General features: G+C 62.7%; 16 protein-coding genes. 11 read left to right on the forward strand and 5 right to left on the reverse strand.

Annotation, left to right across the window (positions count from 1 at the left end):
- Window positions 1-3 precede the first annotated feature (3 nt).
- Complete coding sequence (lpdA, locus tag BBG20_RS12905) at window positions 4-1,383, forward strand: dihydrolipoyl dehydrogenase (protein ID WP_065903968.1); 1,380 nt, start codon at window positions 4-6, stop codon at window positions 1,381-1,383.
- A 226-nt stretch (window positions 1,384-1,609) separates the two neighbouring features.
- The gene (locus BBG20_RS12910) at window positions 1,610-2,629 is read left to right on the forward strand and encodes a branched-chain amino acid aminotransferase (RefSeq protein ID WP_065903971.1); all 1,020 of its coding nucleotides are present in this window, start codon (window positions 1,610-1,612) and stop codon (window positions 2,627-2,629) included.
- 117 nt (window positions 2,630-2,746) lie between these two features.
- Here the strand turns inward: BBG20_RS12910 and BBG20_RS31790 are convergent, their stop codons facing one another.
- Window positions 2,747-3,643, reverse strand: a complete 897-nt coding sequence (locus BBG20_RS31790) for a GNAT family acetyltransferase (protein WP_083221379.1) — start codon at window positions 3,641-3,643, stop codon at window positions 2,747-2,749.
- Window positions 3,644-3,928: 285 nt separating this feature from the next.
- Here BBG20_RS31790 and ctlX point away from each other — a divergent pair, with 285 nt between their 5' ends.
- The 7 genes from ctlX (at window position 3,929) to BBG20_RS12950 (ending at window position 9,990) form a co-directional block, all read left to right on the forward strand.
- Window positions 3,929-4,855, forward strand: coding sequence for a citrulline utilization hydrolase CtlX (gene ctlX / locus BBG20_RS12920; protein WP_065903973.1), 927 nt, complete (start codon window positions 3,929-3,931; stop codon window positions 4,853-4,855).
- Between the two features lie 11 nt (window positions 4,856-4,866).
- Window positions 4,867-5,913, forward strand: a complete 1,047-nt coding sequence (locus BBG20_RS12925; protein ID WP_065903976.1) for an ornithine cyclodeaminase — start codon at window positions 4,867-4,869, stop codon at window positions 5,911-5,913.
- 379 nt (window positions 5,914-6,292) lie between these two features.
- Entirely contained in the window at window positions 6,293-7,072 is a 780-nt protein-coding gene (locus BBG20_RS12930) for an ABC transporter substrate-binding protein (protein WP_065903979.1), read from the forward strand.
- A gap of 169 nt (window positions 7,073-7,241) precedes the next feature.
- Window positions 7,242-7,943, forward strand: a complete 702-nt coding sequence (locus tag BBG20_RS12935; protein ID WP_065903981.1) for an ABC transporter permease — start codon at window positions 7,242-7,244, stop codon at window positions 7,941-7,943.
- Window positions 7,940-8,653 (forward strand): ABC transporter permease, encoded by a 714-nt coding sequence (locus BBG20_RS12940; protein ID WP_065903984.1) that lies wholly within the window; start codon window positions 7,940-7,942, stop codon window positions 8,651-8,653. Before BBG20_RS12935 ends, BBG20_RS12940 begins: the two co-directional genes overlap by 4 nt.
- A 3-nt stretch (window positions 8,654-8,656) precedes the next feature.
- A complete protein-coding gene (locus BBG20_RS12945) occupies window positions 8,657-9,487 on the forward strand; it encodes an ABC transporter ATP-binding protein (protein WP_065903988.1) in 831 nt (276 codons plus the stop codon).
- Between the two features lie 5 nt (window positions 9,488-9,492).
- Window positions 9,493-9,990, forward strand: coding sequence for an Lrp/AsnC family transcriptional regulator (locus BBG20_RS12950; RefSeq protein ID WP_065903991.1), 498 nt, complete (start codon window positions 9,493-9,495; stop codon window positions 9,988-9,990).
- Window positions 9,991-11,033: 1,043 nt separating this feature from the next.
- Here the strand turns inward: BBG20_RS12950 and BBG20_RS12955 are convergent.
- The 4 genes from BBG20_RS12955 to BBG20_RS12970 form a co-directional block, all read right to left on the reverse strand.
- Complete coding sequence (locus BBG20_RS12955; RefSeq protein ID WP_065903994.1) at window positions 11,034-11,915, reverse strand: TIGR03915 family putative DNA repair protein; 882 nt, start codon at window positions 11,913-11,915, stop codon at window positions 11,034-11,036.
- A complete protein-coding gene (locus BBG20_RS12960; protein ID WP_065903995.1) occupies window positions 11,912-13,132 on the reverse strand; it encodes a putative DNA modification/repair radical SAM protein in 1,221 nt (406 codons plus the stop codon). The genes BBG20_RS12955 and BBG20_RS12960 overlap by 4 nt, the downstream gene beginning before the upstream one ends.
- A gap of 136 nt (window positions 13,133-13,268) precedes the next feature.
- Window positions 13,269-14,606, reverse strand: a complete 1,338-nt coding sequence (locus tag BBG20_RS12965; protein WP_065903997.1) for a lysine N(6)-hydroxylase/L-ornithine N(5)-oxygenase family protein — start codon at window positions 14,604-14,606, stop codon at window positions 13,269-13,271.
- A gap of 119 nt (window positions 14,607-14,725) precedes the next feature.
- Complete coding sequence (locus tag BBG20_RS12970) at window positions 14,726-15,208, reverse strand: sigma-70 family RNA polymerase sigma factor (RefSeq protein ID WP_065904000.1); 483 nt, start codon at window positions 15,206-15,208, stop codon at window positions 14,726-14,728.
- A 256-nt stretch (window positions 15,209-15,464) separates the two neighbouring features.
- Between BBG20_RS12970 and BBG20_RS12975 the strand changes: the two genes are divergently transcribed.
- Both BBG20_RS12975 and BBG20_RS12980 read left to right on the forward strand, forming a co-directional pair.
- Window positions 15,465-16,634 (forward strand): efflux RND transporter periplasmic adaptor subunit, encoded by a 1,170-nt coding sequence (locus tag BBG20_RS12975; protein WP_065904002.1) that lies wholly within the window; start codon window positions 15,465-15,467, stop codon window positions 16,632-16,634.
- A 1-nt stretch (window position 16,635) separates the two neighbouring features.
- The gene (locus BBG20_RS12980) at window positions 16,636-18,609 is read left to right on the forward strand and encodes a MacB family efflux pump subunit (protein ID WP_065904006.1); all 1,974 of its coding nucleotides are present in this window, start codon (window positions 16,636-16,638) and stop codon (window positions 18,607-18,609) included.
- Window positions 18,610-18,632 lie beyond the last annotated feature (23 nt).

Raw genomic sequence — 18,632 nt, forward strand, 5'->3', positions numbered from 1 at the left:
GGCATGACTCAGACATTGAATACCACGCTGCTGATCATCGGCGGCGGACCTGGCGGTTATGTGGCAGCGATCCGGGCTGGCCAGCTGGGCATCCCGACCATCCTGGTGGAAGGCCAGGCGCTGGGCGGCACCTGCCTGAACATCGGCTGCATCCCGTCCAAGGCCCTGATCCATGTGGCCGAACAGTTCCAGCAAACCATCCACCACAGCCAGGGCTCGCAACTGGGCATCGAAGTGGACGTGCCAACCCTGGACATCCGCAAGAGCGTGGAATGGAAAGATGGCATCGTCGACCGCCTGACCACCGGCGTTGCCGCGCTGCTGAAGAAGCACAAGGTGCAGGTGATCCACGGCTGGGCCAAAGTGGTGGACGGCAAGACCGTCGACGTCGGCGACCAGCGCATCCAGTGTGAGCACCTGCTGCTGGCCACCGGTTCGAAAAGCGTCAACCTGCCGATGTTGCCGATTGGCGGGCCGATCATTTCCTCCACCGAAGCACTGGCGCCAACTCGCGTGCCCAAGCGCCTGATCGTGGTCGGTGGCGGTTATATCGGCCTGGAACTGGGGATTGCCTATCGCAAGCTTGGCGCGCAAGTCAGCGTCGTCGAAGCCCAGGACCGCATCCTGCCCGCCTACGACGCCGAACTGACCCAGCCGGTGGCTGAATCCCTCAAGCACCTGGGCGTGAAGCTGTACCTCAAGCACAGCGTCACCGGGTTCGACAACAATAGCCTGCAGGTCCGTGATCCGAATGGCGACACCGTGTCGCTGGACGCCGATCAGGTACTGGTTGCCGTGGGTCGCAGACCCAACACCCAGGGCTGGAACCTCGAGGCACTGAACCTGGAAATGAACGGCGCCGCGATCAAGATCGACAGCCGTTGCCAGACCAGCATGCGCAATGTGTGGGCGATCGGCGACCTCAGCGGCGAACCGATGCTCGCGCACCGCGCCATGGCCCAGGGTGAAATGGTCGCCGAACTGATCAGCGGCAAGTCCCGCGAATTCAACCCGGCCGCCATCCCGGCTGTGTGTTTCACCGACCCCGAGCTGGTGGTGGTCGGCAAGACCCCGGACGAGGCCAAGGCGGCCGGACTGGATTGCATCGTGTCGAGTTTCCCGTTCGCGGCGAATGGCCGGGCCATGACCCTGGAGTCGAAAACCGGCTTCGTGCGGGTGGTGGCGCGGCGTGACAATCACCTGATCGTCGGCTGGCAGGCCGTGGGCGTCGGCGTGTCCGAGCTGTCCACCGCCTTCGGCCTGAGCCTGGAAATGGGCGCGCGCCTGGAAGACGTGGCCGGCACCATCCACGCCCATCCGACGCTCGGCGAAGCCGTGCAGGAAGCCGCTTTAAGGGCCCTGGGCCACGCGCTGCACCTTTAACAACCGCGGTGAGGCCATCGCAGGCAAGCCTGCTCCCACAGGTAAAATGCATTGCAAATGGGGGCGCTGGCTTGCCTGCGATAGCGGTGAATCTGCCAATACAGCTGCTGAATGGCCCGCCCACCCGCTCCCACACCGGCCAAGAATGAAGTATTGTTGCGCCCATCCAGAAAAAAACCGACAAGCCTGCCTTCGACCAGGCGGTTGACCAGAGATAGAGGGTGTCATGGGTAACGAAAGCATCAATTGGGACAAGCTGGGTTTTGACTACATCAAGACCGACAAACGGTTTCTCCAGGTCTGGAAAGACGGTGAGTGGCAAAAAGGCACCCTGACCGACGACAACGTGCTGCACATCAGCGAGGGCTCCACCGCCCTGCACTATGGCCAGCAGTGCTTCGAAGGCCTCAAGGCCTACCGTTGCAAGGACGGCTCGATCAACCTGTTCCGCCCGGACCAGAACGCCGCCCGCATGCAACGCAGCTGCGCCCGCCTGCTGATGCCACATGTGTCGACCGAAGACTTCATTGAAGCCTGCAAACAAGTGGTCAAGGCCAACGAGCGCTTCATCCCGCCGTACGGCAGTGGCGGCGCGCTGTACCTGCGCCCGTTCGTGATCGGCACCGGTGACAACATCGGCGTGCGTACCGCGCCGGAGTTCATCTTCTCGGTGTTCGCGATCCCGGTCGGCGCCTACTTCAAGGGCGGCCTGGTGCCGCACAACTTCCAGATCTCCACCTTCGACCGCGCTGCGCCACAGGGCACAGGTGCCGCCAAGGTCGGTGGCAACTACGCCGCCAGCCTGATGCCGGGTTCCGAAGCGAAGAAATCCGGTTTCGCCGACGCGATCTACCTGGACCCGATGACCCACTCGAAGATCGAGGAAGTCGGCTCGGCGAACTTCTTCGGGATCACCCACGACAACAAGTTCATCACGCCGAAGTCGCCTTCGGTACTGCCAGGCATCACCCGCCTGTCGTTGATCGAACTGGCCAAGACCCGCCTGGGCCTGGAAGTGATCGAGGGCGAAGTGTTCATCGACAAACTGGCGGACTTCAAGGAAGCCGGCGCCTGCGGCACTGCCGCCGTGATCTCGCCAATCGGCGGCATCCAGTACAACGGCAAGCTGCACGTGTTCCACAGCGAAACCGAAGTTGGCCCGATCACCCAGCAGCTCTACAAAGAGCTGACCGGCGTGCAAACCGGCGACATCGAAGCCCCTGCGGGCTGGATCGTCAAGGTCTGACAGCCCACACCCGGCTAAGCCACACGACCCTGTAGGAGCCGGCTTGCCGGCGATGGCTACCCTGAATACTGCATTGGATTCAAGGGCCTCATCGCCGGCAAGCCGGCTCCTACCGGTTTATGCCCCGCTCTTGGGGATGTTCGCGGCAATCTTCTTGCCCATGCTGATCCTCGCCTCCACCCCATACCCCAACGCCTCGTAGAACCCCGCCACCGCCTCGTTGCCACTGGTGACCTGCAGATTGATCTTCATGCAGCCCAGGGCCGTCAATGCCTGCTCGGCATAGCGCACCAGCGAGGAACCCAGGCCATGACGCCGATAGTCAGCGTGCACGGCCACCGAATACAGCCAGCCGCGATGGCCGTCATAGCCGGCCAGAATCGTGCCGATCACCACCTTCTTGTCCGTTGCCACGAAAAACAGCCCATCGTTGACGGCCAGCTTCTTATCAATGGCCAGGGTTGGCAGGTTGTGCGCGGTGTCATACCCGAATGCCTCCTGCCACAACGCCACCACCTGCGCCCGGTGCTGGCGGTCGCGATAAAGCCCGATGGGATGGCGCGACAACAGCGTCTTCTCCATCACCAAGGTGCGCTCGTTGCCGTGGTAAACATCGCGGACCGTTTGAAACCCCAGCTTGGTATAGAACGGTTCGGCGGTCAGCGAAGACGGCACACTCAACACCGTCACCCCGGCCTCGCGGGCGCGCACTTCGATTTCAATCATCAACAGCCGGCCAATGCCCTGCCCTTGCAGCGCCGGATTGACGAACACCGAGCGCACCACATTGGCGTCCAGGGCGGCCGTGGCGACAATCACCTGTTCCTGCACCGCCACCAGCACCACCCGGCGCGTCAGCAATGCCAGCACTGCATCGGGGGTGAAGTTAGCCGCTACCCGGGCAATCACATCCGCGGGGTAATCCCGCGCATTGCTGCTGTGCAAGGCCGCCAGGATGACCTGGCTGATTCCCTCGGCATCGGCGGGTTGGGCAGTACGGACAGCGGTCGACATAATTGCTCCTTGCTGCGGCGGTTTGGCAGACGCCACCATACCAATGTGGGAGCGGGCTTGCTCGCGAATGCGCAGTGTCAGTCAGCCAATCCAGTGCTGACAGACCCGATTCGCGAGCAAGCTCGCTCCCACCTTTCGCCCCTGCTCCAACCCTTACAGCCGATTCGGCTGCCTTACCCACCTTTTCAGCTTTCCCGGCTGAGCCACCCCTGCGTTTCAGCCGGGATTCATCCCGCACAAGCGACAAAATAGCGCCACTGCTCAACCCCATGGATCCGTGCACCCATGCAAACCACCAACACCGTCCTGATGATTCGCCCGGCGCGCTTTGCCTTCAACCCGGACACCGCGATCAACAACCGTTTCCAGCGCCCGCCCCTTGACCCGCTCAGTGCACAGCACAAAGCGCTGGAAGAGTTCGACGGCTATGTCGACACCCTGCGCCAGCATGGCGTGGAAGTCCTGGTGGTGCAGGACACGCCGGCGCCCCACACTCCCGATTCGATTTTCCCCAACAACTGGTGGAGCAGCCACGCCGACGGCAGCCTGGTGCTGTACCCGATGGAAGGCCAGAACCGACGACTGGAGCGCAACAAAGGCGTGCTGCAAGTGCTGGAACAGCGCTTTGCGATCAAGCACACCATCGACCTGAGTCACCTCGAACAACAGAACATCTTCCTCGAAGGCACCGGCAGCATGGTGCTCGACCGCCAGCATCGCATCAGCTACGCCTGCCACTCCGGGCGCACCCATCACGACGCCCTGCGCCAGTTCGCCGAACGCCTCGACTACCAACTGTGCGTGTTCCACGCCGTCGACCGCCACCACGCGCCGATCTACCACAGCAACGTGATGATGAGCGTCGGCCGCGACCTCTCGGTGGTGTGCCTGCAAGCCCTGCCCCATGCCGACGAGCGCCAGGCCCTGGAACGCTCCCTGCGTGACACCGGCAAAGACATCCTCGCCCTCGACTTCGACCAGCTCGAAGCCTTCGCCGGCAACATGCTTGAAGTCCACGACCGCGACGGCCAGCCGCTGCTGGTGATGTCGGCCAGCGCCTGGGGTGCCCTGCAACCGGCCCAGCGTGCGCACGTGGAACGCCACACCCGGCCGGTGGTGGTGAACATCGACAACATCGAACGCATCGGCGGCGGCAGTGCCCGCTGCATGCTGGCCGAAGTGCATCTGCCGGCCCGTCCCTCATTTCAATAAGGAGTCTTGCCATGACCCGTTATATCGACGTCAACGATCTCAGCTACCTGGTCTCGCAAAAAGGCCTGCAAACCTGCATCACCGAGATGGCCGAGTACATCCGCGCCGACTACCTGCGCTGGCAGGATTTCGAGAAGTGCGCGCGCCTGGCCAACCACTCACCGGACGGTGTGATCGAGCTGATGCCGGTCTCGGACGCCTCGCTGTATGCCTTCAAGTACGTCAACGGCCACCCGAAGAACACCCTGGCCGGAATGCTCACCGTCATGGCCTTCGGCGCCCTGGGTGACGTCGACACCGGCAAGCCGGTGCTGCTGGCGGAGATGACCCTGACCACGGCAATCCGTACCGCCGCGACGTCGGCGCTGGTCGCCCGCTACCTGGCCCGCGACAACAGCCGCAGCATGGCGTTGATCGGCAATGGCTCGCAAAGTGAGTTCCAGGCCCTGGCCTTCCACGCCATGCTCGGCATCAACGAAATCCGCCTGTTCGATATCGACCCCAAGGCCACCGCCAAGCTGGCGGCCAACCTCAAGGCCTTCCCGGCAATCAAAGTGATCCTCGCCGGCAGCGTGGCGGAAGCGGTCAAGGGTGCGGACATCGTCACCACCGTCACTGCCGACAAGGCCTACGCCACCATCCTCACCGATGACATGATCGAACCCGGCATGCACCTCAACGCCGTGGGCGGCGACTGCCCGGGCAAGACCGAGCTGGACCGACGTATCGTCGAGCGCGCCCGCGTGATCGTCGAGTACGAACCGCAAAGTCGTATCGAAGGTGAAATCCAGCACATGCCGGAAGATTCGCCGGTGACCGAGCTGTGGCAGGTGATCAACGGCCAACAGCCCGGCCGCGAGAATGCGCGCCAGGTAACCCTGTTCGATTCGGTCGGTTTTGCCATCGAAGACTACTCGGCCCTGCGCTACGTCCTGGACGTGGCCAAGGCGCTGGACGTGGGCAGCGAACTGGAACTGGTACCGGACCTCGCCGACCCGAAAGACCTGTTTGCGCGCCTGGCCCAGCAACCCCGCGTACAGCAGAAAAAGCGCGCCTGAGACCGCTCTGGCCTGCCGCTTTGCGCCGGGGGCAGGCCAGAATTGAGGGGGTCAAAAGCCGATTCAGCGGGTGCGGCAGCCGATTCCGCTGCATTGGCAGTTTTAACAGCGCAATTTGCGCTTTAACCCCCAACCAAACGACACAAAAAACGCACCACTATGAAGCATTCTCTGTGCCGAGCGGGGTTGCCCGCGACGGGCTTTGAAGCTGCCCCGTACATGCAACACGAACGACTCAAAAGACGCGGTGACAGGATTCAGGACTGCTGCGCAGTCCAAGGGGGGCAAGCCCCCTCGCCAAAAAGAGCCCTGCACCCTGGAAAACATTGCTTGATCCGTTTACTGCCCTGACATCAATTACAAAATATAGGGAATACACATGACTCCACTGCGATCACTTTTCGCTGCATTGCTGTTGCCACTGTGTGCAACCGCTGCCCACGCCCAGGATTGGCAAGAAATCCGCTTCGGCGTATTCCCCGAGTATCCCCCCTTCGAATCCGTGGCCGCCGATGGCAGCCTGCAAGGCTTCGATATCGAATTGGGCAACGCCATCTGCGCCAAGCTCGAGGTCAAATGCACCTGGGTGCACAACGAATTCGACGGCATGATCCCGGCCCTGCGCGCGCGCAAATTCGACGCCATCATGTCGTCCATGGCCGTGACCCCGGCACGCGAGAAAGTCATCGACTTCAGCGACCGGCTGTTCCTCAGCCCAACGTCGGTGATCACCCGCAAAAACGCCGACTTTGGCGACACCCCGCAATCCCTCAAAGGCAAGCAGGTCGGTGTGCTGCAAGGCTCGCTGCAGGAAGCCTATGCCCGCGCGCACCTGGCCAAGCTGGGTGCGCAGATCAAGGCGTACCAGTCCCAGGAGCAAAACTACGCCGACCTGCAGAACGGCCGCCTCGATGCCACCCTGACCGACAAGCTCGAAGCCCAGCTCAACTTCCTGTCCAAGCCTGAAGGCGCCGACTTCAAGACCGGCCCGGCCTTCAAGGACCCGACCCTGCCGCTGGACATCGCCATGGGCCTGCGCAAGAACGACCAGGCGTTGCGCGAGCTGATCAACAAAGGCATCGCCGCCGTCCAGGCCGATGGCACCTACGCCAAGATCCAGAAGAAGTACTTCGGCGACCAGGACATCTACAACGAGTGATGCCAACGCCTCACCCCTGTAGGACCTGGCTTGTGCGCAAGGGGGTTTACCGCCGATGACGGCGTGTCAGTCGACACTGGTATGGACTGACCCACTGCTATCGGGGGCAAGCCCCTCCCCCATCAGCCGGCTGCTACACGGGTCGTCTGCGCCCTTTAGAGACTCTCCCATGAACGAATTCCTCAACCTGCAAGGCTACGGCCCGATGCTGGCCCAGGGCGCCTGGATGACACTCAAGCTGGCGTTCCTCGCGCTGGCCCTGAGCCTCTCCCTCGGCCTGATCGCGGCTGGCGCCAAACTCTCCAGCGCCAAATGGCTAAGGGTGCCGGCCACGCTTTACACCACGCTGATCCGCAGCGTGCCGGACCTGGTGCTGATCCTGCTGATCTTCTACAGCCTGCAACTGTGGCTCAACGACCTCAGCGAAGTGTTCGGCTGGGATTACTTTGAAATCGACCCATTCACCGCCGGGGTGATCACCCTGGGCTTTATCTACGGCGCGTATTTCACCGAGAACTTTCGCGGTGCGATCCTCAGCGTGCCGGTCGGCCAACTCGAAGCGGCCACCGCCTACGGCCTGAGCCGCTGGCAGCGCTTTCACCTGGTGCTGTTCCCGCAACTGATGCGCTTTGCCCTGCCGGGCCTGGGCAATAACTGGCTGGTGCTGCTCAAGTCCACCGCGCTGGTGTCGATCATCGGCCTGTCAGACCTGGTCAAGGCCGCGCAAAACGCTGGCAAGACCACCAACGAGCCGCTGTATTTCCTGATCCTCGCCGGCCTCGTGTACCTGGTGATCACCACCCTGTCCAACCGCATCTTCAAGCGCCTTGAGCGGCGCTACAACCTCGGCATCAAGGGGATGGCGCGATGATCGAACTGTTCCAGCAATACGGCCTGGCCTATCTGTTCAGCGATGGCGCGGGGCTGTCCGGCGTCGCCATGACCCTGTGGCTGTTCATTATCTCAGTGGTGTTTGGCTTCGTCCTGTCGATCCCGCTGGCACTCGCGCGCGTCTCGGAGCACTTCTGGCTGCGCTGGCCGGTGGAGGTCTATACCTACCTGTTTCGCGGCACGCCGCTGTATATCCAACTGCTGATTTGCTACACCGGGCTGTACAGCCTGGAGGTGGTGCAGGACAACGCCCTGCTCAACCAGTTTTTCCGCAACGCACTCAACTGCACCTTGCTGGCGTTCGTGCTGAATACCTGCGCCTACACCGTGGAAATCTTCGCCGGCGCGATCCGCAACATTCCCCATGGCGAAATCGAAGCCGCACGCGCCTACGGCCTGCACGGCTGGCGTCTCAACCTGTTTGTGGTGGTCCCCGCCGCCTTGCGCCGTGCGTTGCCAGCCTACAGCAACGAAATGATCCTGATGCTGCACGCCACGTCGCTGGCGTTTACCGCCACCGTCGCCGACATCCTCAAGGTGGCCCGCGATGCCAACGCCGAGACGTTCCTGACGTTCCAGGCCTTCGGCATCGCCGCCCTGCTCTACATGCTGCTGTCCTTTGCACTGGTGGGCCTGTTCCGACTGGCCGAACGTCGCTGGATGCGTTTTCTTGTTCCTACCCGAGGCTAACCCATGAATCAGTCCGCGCAGGCCCTGGCCACTTATCCGGTCGACATACCCGTCAGCAAAACTGCAACGGCGGCCGTCAAGCTGCAAGTCGAAGGCATCCATAAACGCTACGGCGAACACGAAGTGCTCAAGGGCGTGTCCCTCAACGCACGCAACGGCGATGTGATCAGCCTGATCGGCGCCAGTGGCTCGGGCAAGAGCACGATGCTGCGCTGCATCAACTTTCTCGAACAACCCGATGCCGGGGTGATCACCCTGGACGGCATCAGCATCGAAATGCGCCAGGGCCGCGCCGGCACCCGCGCGCCGCACCAGGAGCAACTGCAGAATCTGCGCACGCGCCTGGCCATGGTGTTCCAGCACTTCAACCTGTGGAGCCACATGACCGTGCTGGAAAACATCACCATGGCGCCGCGCCGGGTACTTGGCGTGAGTGCCGCCGACGCGGAAAAACGTGCACGCATGTACCTCGACAAGGTCGGTCTGCCCGGCCGTGTGGCGGATCAATACCCGGCGTTCCTGTCCGGTGGCCAGCAGCAGCGCGTGGCTATCGCACGCGCATTGGCGATGGAGCCGGAAATCATTCTGTTCGATGAGCCGACGTCGGCACTCGACCCGGAACTTGTAGGAGAAGTCCTCAAAGTCATACAGACGTTGGCCGAGGAAGGTCGTACCATGCTGATGGTCACCCACGAGATGGGCTTTGCCCGCCAGGTGTCCAGCCAAGTGTTGTTTTTGCACCAGGGCCGGGTCGAGGAACAAGGCGGCGCCGAGATTCTCGACCACCCCAGCAGCGAGCGCTTGCAGCAATTTCTTTCCAACCGTTTGAAGTGAAACCCATGGATACCAAGGCCAACGGACCCCATTCTTCCCCTGCGCTGGACCGCATCGACGAGGCAATCATCGACGTACTGCGCCATCAGGGGCGTATCACCTACGAAAAGCTCTCGTCGCTGGTGCACCTCACGCCCAGGCCCTGCCTGGAACGGGTGCGCAAGCTGGAGCGACGCGGGGTGATCCGTGGGTATGGGGCGATCATCGATGTGCAGATGGTCTCACCGGGGCTGTCGCTGCTGGTGCTGGTGGCCTTGTCCAACCAGAGTGGCCGCTCGGCGCAAAAGGCCTTCGAAGCTTGCATCAAGGCCTGTCCGCAGGTGTTCGAATGCCAGTTGATCAGCGGGCCGTTCGACTACAGCCTGCGCATGCGCTGCCGCGACATGGAACACTACCGGGTGCTGACCGAGACCTGGTTGAACAATGATGAATTGCACATCGACAAGCTGGTCGCGCACCCGGAGTTGGCGGTGGTCAAGAACACCGCCACCGAACTGACCTGAGGCCCCACCTGCCAGGACCATGAAGATCCCGTATGTGTGTGTGTGGGATTGGGTGCCGACCAATATCCGAGCGGGCGATACAACTCGGTTCTGACCCTGGAATACAACCCAATGTGGGAGCGGGCTTGCTCGCGAAAGCGGTAGATCACCCACCCTCTTCAGCGACTGATACACCGCTTTCGCGAGCAAGCCCGCTCCCACAGTTTTGATCACTGTTTGGGCTGGGGATTGGGGGCATGCCAATATCCGAGCTGGCGACACAACCCGGTTTCAAACTTGGAATACAACCAAAGGTGGGAGCGGGCTTGCTCGCGAAGGCGGTAGATCAGCCACCTTCTTCAGCGACTGATACACCGCCTTCGCGGGCAAGCCCGCTCCCACAGTTTTGATCACTGTTCGGGCTGGGAATTGGGGGCATGCCAATATCCGAGCTGGTGATACAACCCGGTTCCAACCTTGGAATACAACCAAAGGTGGGAGCGGGCTTGCTCGCGAAGGCGGTAGATCAGCCACCTTCTTCAGCGACTGATACACCGCTTTCGCGGGCAAGCCCGCTCCCACAGTTTTGATCACTGTTCGGGCTGGGGATTGGGGCTACATCCGAGCTGGCGACACAACCCGGTTCTGACCTTGGAATACAACTAAAGGTGGGAGCGGGCTTGCTCGCGAAGGCGGTAGATCAGCCACCCTCTTCATCGACTGATACACCGCTTTCGCGGGCAAGCCCGCTCCCACAGTTTTGATCGCTGTTCGGGCTGGGGATTGGGGGCTTGCCAATATCCGAGCGTGCGATACAACTCGGTTCCAACCTTGGAACACAACTAAAGGTGGGAGCGGGCTTGCTCGCGAAGGCGGTAGATCAGCCACCATTTTCGGCGACTGACACACCGCTTTCGCGAGCAAGCCCGCTCCCACAGTTTTGATCACTGTTCGGGCTGGGGACTGGGGGCTTGCCAATATCCGAGCGGGCGATACAACTCGGTTCCAACCTTGGAATACAACCCAATGTGGGAGCTGGCTTGCCTGCGATAGCGGTGCACCCGTCAACGTTGATCCAACTGGCCCGCCGCCATCGCCGGCAAGCCAGCGCCGCCATTGATCGGATTGGCAATTCTCTTTCCGGGTCGGGCTCCAATCAGCTTTGCCTGCCCATCCTTCTGCTTGCCCGTGCGCGCTTCGCTGATCAATCCCGGGATCAACTTGCCCTCCGGCAGGTTCTTCCAGAACCGGCTGGGCAAGTGGCCTTCCATGACCTTGGGGTTCAAGCGCGCCGGGTTGAAGATGTGGCTGTAGTAGGTCAACCACATGGCACTGTGCGGGTCTTCGATATTCTGCGCCAGTTGCTGCCAGGCCTCGGGGCACTCGCGCTGATGAATCAACTGTTCGCCGTCGTAATACACCCCATCCAGCGGCGTGGCGATCATCCAGCGATGGCGTCCCATACGCCCGATAAAATGCTGGCTCGCGCTTTTCAGGATGTCATGGGCCGGCTCATGCCAGGCGACGTACTCCGGCAACTCCGGCCCCGCCTCTGCTGGCACGGCGATAAAGCGCACAAACGCGTGCAAGTGATGGGCCTCGCGACTCACCTGCTTGATTCGCCGCTGCAGCTCGCTACCGAGCTTGTCCCCCGCCAGCATCGCGGTGCGGTCGCCATGGCTGACGCGCCATAACACCTCATACAACAGGCTCCAGCGCTGATCGCCGTGGTAACAGGCAGCCGATTCGAGCAACTCCAGGAGTGCCTTGGGAATCCGCGCCTGGAACGGACCAAGCCCCGCCGGAATCGGCTCGTCGGTGGCAAACAGGTCCGCCACCTCGGCCTCGCCCCAGCTCACCTGGCTGGGGTCGACCTGATGGCTGAGCAACCAGCGCGCCTGCTCGCGCCAGGTGCTGAAGAGGTTGTCGCATTCGAGGCTGATCATCCCCACAGCCCCATCTGTTGCGGCTGCGGGCGGTCGCGCAATTGTTCGCGCAGCAGCACGCTGGTGCTGTCGGCCTGCTGCGGGTGGTAATCGCTGGTGATGAAAAACGGCTTGGCCTTGGCCAGCACGCAGCGCATGCGCGCCAGGTCTTCGAAGCGGATCTTGCGCTCACGCCGCAGGTCGACCAGGCGTTGGGTGGTGCGCAGGCCAATGCCAGGGATACGGGCGATGAGCGTCGGCTCGGCGCGGTTGAGGTCCAGCGGGAACACCTCGCGATGTTCCAGCGCCCAGGCCAACTTGGGGTCGATGTCCAGGGCCAGGTGACCGGGGCCCTGGAACAACTCACCGGCACTGAAGCCGTAGCTGCGCAGCAGGAAGTCCGCCTGGTACAAGCGGTGCTCGCGCATCAATGGCGGTGCGGCCAGCGGCACGCTTTTCGGGCTGTTGGGGATCGGGCTGAAAGCCGAGTAATACACGCGGCGCAGCTTGAAGTTGCCGTACAGCGCCTCGGCCCCGTGGAGGATGGTGCTGTCGTCGGTATCATCGGCGCCGACGATCATCTGCGTGCTCTGCCCGGCCGGGGCAAAACGCGGGGCGCGCGGTTCGTTGAGCACCGTCTGTTCGCCGGTGTAGATGGTCTGCATGGCCTGCTTGATCGAGCCGATCTGTTTCTCCGGCGCCAGCGTCTGCAGGCTGGCATCGGTGGGCAACTCGATATTCACACTCAGCCGATCGGCGTAGCGCCCGGCCTCGGCGATCAGCGCCGGATCTGCCTCGGGGATGGTCTTGAGGTGGATGTAGCCGCGAAAATCATGCTCTTCGCGCAGCAATTTGGCCACGCGGACGAGCTGCTCCATGGTGTAGTCGGCCGAACGGATGATGCCCGAGCTGAGAAACAGCCCGCTGACGCAATTGCGCCGGTAGAAATCCAGGGTCAGGGTCACCATCTCCTCCGGGCTGAAACGCGCGCGGGGCACATCGCTGGAACGGCGGTTGACGCAGTATTGGCAGTCGTAGAGACAGAAGTTGGTGAGCAGCACCTTGAGCAGCGACACACAGCGCCCGTCCGGGGTATAGCTGTGGCAGATGCCCATGCCGTCGGTGGAACCCAGCCCCGCCTTGCCCTCCGAGCTGCGCTTGGGCGCGCCGCTGCTCGCGCAGGAGGCGTCGTACTTGGCGGCGTCGGCGAGGATGCTGAGTTTTTCGATCAACTGCATGGAGGGCTACCGATACTGGTTTTTTGTACAGTATCAGCGAGCAATCCCGAATACCAGCCTGGAATGATGACTGGTAGGCGCGGGGCTCGTCGTATCGTCGCACCGCGGCGATTCGACAAGCCAGGCTTCTAAAGTGTCAGCTGGCGGTGGCGAGCAACAGGTCCTGCACCGAACGCGCGTTGCCGCGATGCCGGTCCAGCGCATGCAGCGACGCCGCGATCTCGTCCGCGCGGATCGGCAGCACCGACAGCAAGGTATCGCTCAAGCCGTGGCTGGCCTGGCTGAAGCCCTGGATGTAGATGCCGGCCTTGCAGCGCTCGTCGGTGACGATACGGTAATCGCGGCTGACTTCGAAGTCGCCCATATAGGCTTCCAGCGGTGCCAGCAGTTCGCGGTGCATCTGGCGCTCATAGCCGGTGGCCAGGATCACGGCGTCGTAATGGTGGACGCTGGTTTCGCCGTTGGCGTTGTTGCGCAAGGCCAGTTCGATGCCCAGCGGACCCGGCGTGGCCTTCTCGACCACGGTCATGGTGCGGAAGGCCTGGCGGGCGATGCCGGAGACTTTCTGGCGGTAGAAAATCCCGTAGATGCGCTCGATCAGGTCCAGGTCCACCACCGAATAGTTGGTGTTCTGGTACTCGGCGACCAGTCGCTCACGCTCCGCGCCGACTTGCTGGAACACCAGGTCGGTAAAGGCCGGCGAGAACACTTCGTTGACGAACGGGCTGTCGTCCGCTGGCTTCAGCGCCGAGCCGCGCAGGATCATGTCGACCTGCACCGACGGGAAGCTGTCGTTGAGGTCGATAAAGGCTTCGGCCGCGCTCTGGCCACCGCCGATGATCGCAATGCGCATGGCCTTGCCGTCGACGCAAGGCTGCGAGGCCATGCGCTCCAGGTACTGGGAGTGATGGAACACCCGGCTGTCGCCCTTGAGCGCCTTGAACGCGTCGGGAATACGCGGCGTGCCGCCGGCGCTGACCACCACCGAACGGGTGGTGCGCACATGCTGCTCGCCCAGCGCATCGCGGGAGATCACGCGCAGCGCCTCGACGTGCTGCTGGTGCAGGATCGGCTCGATCGCCAGCACTTCCTCACCGTAGCGCGCCTGGGCCTGGAACTGCCCCGCGACCCAGCGCAGGTAGTCGTTGTACTCCATGCGGCACGGGTAGAAGGTGCCCAGGTTGATGAAATCCACCAGACGGTCGTGGGCTTTCAGGTAATTGACGAAGGAGTACGGGCTGGTGGGGTTGCGCAGGGTTACCAGGTCCTTGAGGAAGGAAATCTGCAGCTCGCTCTGGGTCACGAGGGTATTGCCGTGCCAGCGGTAGTCAGCCTGTTTGTCGAGAAACAGCACGTCCAGTTTGCCCTGGGCCTTTTCGCGCTCCTGCAGGGCGATGGCCAGCGCCAGGTTCGAAGGGCCGAAACCGATACCGATCAGGTCGTGAACCGCGGGCGAAGCAATTGCCTGTGTCATTCCAGTGTCCTCTGGATAAGCCCCTTGGCGGTGGGGCGGGAATACCTTCAAGACCTGCACAACAGGTCATGTGTTGATAGGAAACGAGGACAGTGAAATAAAATTTAACTGATCGGTGATCAGTGCGCGTCCCACTCGCGCATCCGCACCCGGCAGTGCTTCATCGCGTTGACGATGTGTTTTTCCACCAGCGCGCGGGAAATGCACAGGCGCTCGGCGATCTGCACGTGGGTCAATCCGTCGAGCTTGCGCAGCATGAAACTGTCGCGGCACGCTGCCGGCAGCTCGGCGAGGGCGCGTTCGAGCAGTTCCAGGCGCTGGCCGTGGTCGTGGGTGGCGTGGGGCGAACAGGGGGCGAAGCGTTCTTCGCTGTCCAGCACATCCAGCGGCTCGACCTGGCGCAAGGCGTTGCGCCGGTGACCGTCGATCACCAGGTTCAGGGCGGTGCGGTATAAAAAGGCGCGGGGTTGTTCGATGGGGGTGTCGCTGGAACGTTCCAGCACCCGGACATAAGCGTCATGCACCACATCCTCGGCAACCTGGCGGTTGCCCAGCTTGGCGTTGAGGAAACACACCAGCTCGCGATAGTAGTTTTCCAACATGACTCCCGACCGCCGGGTGGCGGCATTAGGTCCTTGAGTGCGAAAAAGACAGCGTATGAGGTAATGGCAGTTTGGGTGCGTGCAATTTATAGTAATTCTCATCTACTTTTAAAGCAGACTTGCACCGATGGACGATTATTTTTCTTCAAAGGACCTGTAACCGCTTGTGTAACAGCCTAAATCCCCGGGCAATTCTCTCGTTTAACTGTCAGCTCTGCGCAACTGCGCTCCGAACTTTCCTGGCTGGAACCTAAGCATGAAACGCCCTCGCCCTGCCCGACGCGCCTTGCTTGTTATCGCGTGCCTGCTCCCCCTCATCGCCGTTGCCGCCTGGCAGGTGTTGCCGCCGGGGCGTGACACGCTCACCACCGTCACCGTCAGCCGCGGCAATATCGAAAACAGCGTCACGGCCCTCGGCACCCTGCAACCGCGTCGATATGTGGACGTGGGCGCCCAGGCCTCCGGGCAGATCCGCAAGATTCACGTCGAAGCCGGCGATCAGGTCCAGGAAGGCCAGTTGCTGGTGGAAATCGACCCGTCCACGCAAAAAGCCAAGCTCGACGCCAGCCGCTACGCCATCGAAAACCTCAAGGCCCAGTTGCAGGAGCAGAAAGCCCAGCACGAACTGGCGCGCCAGAAATACCAGCGCCAGCAGCGCCTGGCGGCCGGCAACGCGACCCGTGAAGAAGATGTGCAAACCGCCAAGGCCGAATTGAGCGCGACCCAGGCGCGGATGGACATGTTCCAGGCGCAGATCCTCCAGGCCCAGGCCAGCCTGCGCAGCGACGAAGCGGAACTGGGCTATACGCGCATTTATGCGCCGATGACCGGCACCGTGGTGGCGGTGGACGCGCGGGTCGGCCAGACTCTCAACGCCCAGCAGCAGACCCCGTTGATCCTGCGTATCGCCAAGTTGTCGCCGATGACCGTATGGGCGGAAGTCTCGGAAGCCGATATTGGCCACGTCAAACCCGGCATGACCGCCTATTTCACCACCCTGAGCGGCGGCAACCGGCGCTGGACCAGCACCGTGCGGCAAATCCTGCCGATCCCGCCCAAGCCGTTGAATGAAACCCAGGGCAGCGGCAGCCCCAACAGTTCCAACAAAAGCGGCAGCGGCCGCGTGGTGCTCTACACCGTGCTGCTGGATGTGGACAACAGCGACAATGCCTTGATGGCCGAAATGACCACCCAGGTGTTCTTTGTCGCGGGCGCCGTGAAGGACGCGCTCACCGTGCCGGTCGCTGCGTTGCAGGGCACCTCGAGCGCCGATAGGCAGATTGCCCGCGTAGTGGCGGCAAACGGGCGCATCGAGGAGCGCGAAGTGCGCCTGGGCATCAGTGATCGCCTGCGCGTCGAAGTGCTCGACGGCCTGCATGAAGGCGATCACCTGCTGATCGGCCCGGCTGACGGCAACGGGGGTTGAGGTGACCACGCCCCTGATCGAACTCAAGCACATCCGCAAATCCTACGGCGGCGGCGACAGCCCGCAGGTCGACGTATTGCGCGGCATCGACCTGTCGATCCACGCCGGGGAATTCGTCGCGATTGTCGGCGCGTCCGGCTCCGGCAAGTCCACCTTAATGAATATCCTCGGCTGCCTCGACCGGCCCACAACCGGCGACTACCTGTTCGCCGGCGAAAATGTCGCGCACCTGGACAGCGATGAGCTGGCCTGGCTGCGCCGTGAAGCGTTCGGCTTCGTGTTCCAGGGCTACCACCTGATCCCGTCGGGTTCGGCCCAGGAAAACGTCGAGATGCCGGCGATTTATGCCGGCATCAGCGCCGCCGAACGGCACGCCCGCGCCAAGGCCCTGCTCACCCGCCTGGGCCTGGCCGACCGCACCGGCAACCGTCCGCACCAGTTGTCCGGCGGCCAGCAGCAGCGCGTGTCGATTGCCCGCGCCTTGATGAATGGCGGGCACATCATCCTCGCAGATGAACCCACCGGCGCCCTCGACAGCCACAGCGGCGCCGAGGTGATGACCTTGCTCGATGAGCTGGCGAGCCAGGGCCACGTGGTGATCCTGATCACCCATGACCGCGAAGTCGCGGCGCGGGCCAATCGCATCATCGAGATTCGCGACGGCCTGATCATCAGCGATTCGGCCGAGGCCGACAGCTACGTCCCCGCCCCCGCCAGCAACGGCGCCTTGCAGGCCGTGGACCTGCGCCAGCGCCTGGCCGACGGCGCCGAACACAACGGCGCCTGGAAAGCCGAATTGATCGACGCGGTGCAGGCCGCCTGGCGGGTGATGTGGATCAACCGTTTCCGCACGGCGCTGACCCTGCTGGGCATCATCATCGGCGTGGCGTCGGTGGTGGTGATGCTGGCGGTCGGTGAAGGCAGCAAGCGCCAGGTCATGGCACAGATGGGCGCGTTCGGCTCCAACATTCTTTACCTCAGCGGTTCGTCGCCCAACCCGCGCACGCCGCTGGGTATCGTCACCCTCAATGACGTCGCGGCGCTGGCGGCACTGCCGCAGGTCAAGCGCATCATGCCGGTCAACGGCACCGAGGCCGGAGTGCGTTTTGGCAATGTCGACTACATGGCCTATGTGGGCGGCAATGACACCAACTTCCCGGACATTTTCAACTGGCCGGTGGTTGAGGGCAGTTATTTCACCGCCGCCGATGAGCGCGCCGGTGCCACGGTGGCGGTGATTGGCCACCGCATCCGCGAAAAGCTGTTCAAGGGCCAGGTCAACCCGATCGGCCAGTACATCCTGATCGAGAACGTGCCGTTCCAGGTGATCGGCGTGCTCGCGGAAAAAGGCGCCAGTTCCGGCAACAAGGACAGCGACGACCGCATCGCCATCCCCTACACCGCCGCCAGCGTGCGCCTGTTTGGCAGCTACAACCCCGAATACGTGGTGATTGCCGCCGCCGATGCGCGCAAGGTCCACGAGGCCGAGGTGGCCATCGACGCACTGATGCAAAAGCTGCACAACGGCAAGCGTGACTACGAGTTGACCAACAACGCCGCGATGATCCAGGCCGAGGCGCGCACCCAGAATACCCTCTCGCTGATGCTCGGCTCGATTGCGGCGATTTCGCTGTTGGTCGGCGGCATCGGCGTGATGAACATCATGCTCATGACAGTGCGCGAGCGGACCCGCGAAATCGGCATCCGCATGGCCACCGGCGCGCGCCAGCGCGACATCCTGCGCCAGTTCCTCACCGAGGCGGTGATGCTCTCGGTGGTCGGCGGCCTCTGCGGCATCGCCCTGGCCCTGCTGGTGGGCGGCGTGCTGGTGCTGGCCAAGGTGGCGGTCCAGTTTTCCCTGGTGGCGGTCCTTGGCGCATTTGGTTGCGCGCTGGTCACCGGCGTCGTATTCGGCTTTATGCCGGCCCGTAAAGCTGCCCGGCTCGATCCGGTTAAGGCATTGACCAGTGAATAAACCATCCCTGCCCACGCACCTGT

The organism is Pseudomonas aylmerensis, from assembly GCF_001702265.1.
GTDB classification, from domain to species: Bacteria; Pseudomonadota; Gammaproteobacteria; order Pseudomonadales; family Pseudomonadaceae; genus Aquipseudomonas; species Aquipseudomonas aylmerensis.

Coding starts and splice junctions, on each gene's coding strand:
- BBG20_RS12940 (WP_065903984.1), top strand. CDS start 7,940: ATGATCGAACTGTTCCAGCAATACGGCCTGGCCTATCTGTTCAGCGAT.
- BBG20_RS12975 (WP_065904002.1), top strand. CDS start 15,465: ATGAAACGCCCTCGCCCTGCCCGACGCGCCTTGCTTGTTATCGCGTGC.
- BBG20_RS12965 (WP_065903997.1), bottom strand. CDS start 14,606: ATGACACAGGCAATTGCTTCGCCCGCGGTTCACGACCTGATCGGTATC.
- BBG20_RS12970 (WP_065904000.1), bottom strand. CDS start 15,208: ATGTTGGAAAACTACTATCGCGAGCTGGTGTGTTTCCTCAACGCCAAG.
- BBG20_RS31790 (WP_083221379.1), bottom strand. CDS start 3,643: ATGTCGACCGCTGTCCGTACTGCCCAACCCGCCGATGCCGAGGGAATC.
- BBG20_RS12935 (WP_065903981.1), top strand. CDS start 7,242: ATGAACGAATTCCTCAACCTGCAAGGCTACGGCCCGATGCTGGCCCAG.
- BBG20_RS12955 (WP_065903994.1), bottom strand. CDS start 11,915: ATGATCAGCCTCGAATGCGACAACCTCTTCAGCACCTGGCGCGAGCAG.
- BBG20_RS12945 (WP_065903988.1), top strand. CDS start 8,657: ATGAATCAGTCCGCGCAGGCCCTGGCCACTTATCCGGTCGACATACCC.
- BBG20_RS12960 (WP_065903995.1), bottom strand. CDS start 13,132: ATGCAGTTGATCGAAAAACTCAGCATCCTCGCCGACGCCGCCAAGTAC.
- ctlX (WP_065903973.1), top strand. CDS start 3,929: ATGCAAACCACCAACACCGTCCTGATGATTCGCCCGGCGCGCTTTGCC.
- lpdA (WP_065903968.1), top strand. CDS start 4: ATGACTCAGACATTGAATACCACGCTGCTGATCATCGGCGGCGGACCT.
- BBG20_RS12930 (WP_065903979.1), top strand. CDS start 6,293: ATGACTCCACTGCGATCACTTTTCGCTGCATTGCTGTTGCCACTGTGT.
- BBG20_RS12950 (WP_065903991.1), top strand. CDS start 9,493: ATGGATACCAAGGCCAACGGACCCCATTCTTCCCCTGCGCTGGACCGC.
- BBG20_RS12925 (WP_065903976.1), top strand. CDS start 4,867: ATGACCCGTTATATCGACGTCAACGATCTCAGCTACCTGGTCTCGCAA.
- BBG20_RS12910 (WP_065903971.1), top strand. CDS start 1,610: ATGGGTAACGAAAGCATCAATTGGGACAAGCTGGGTTTTGACTACATC.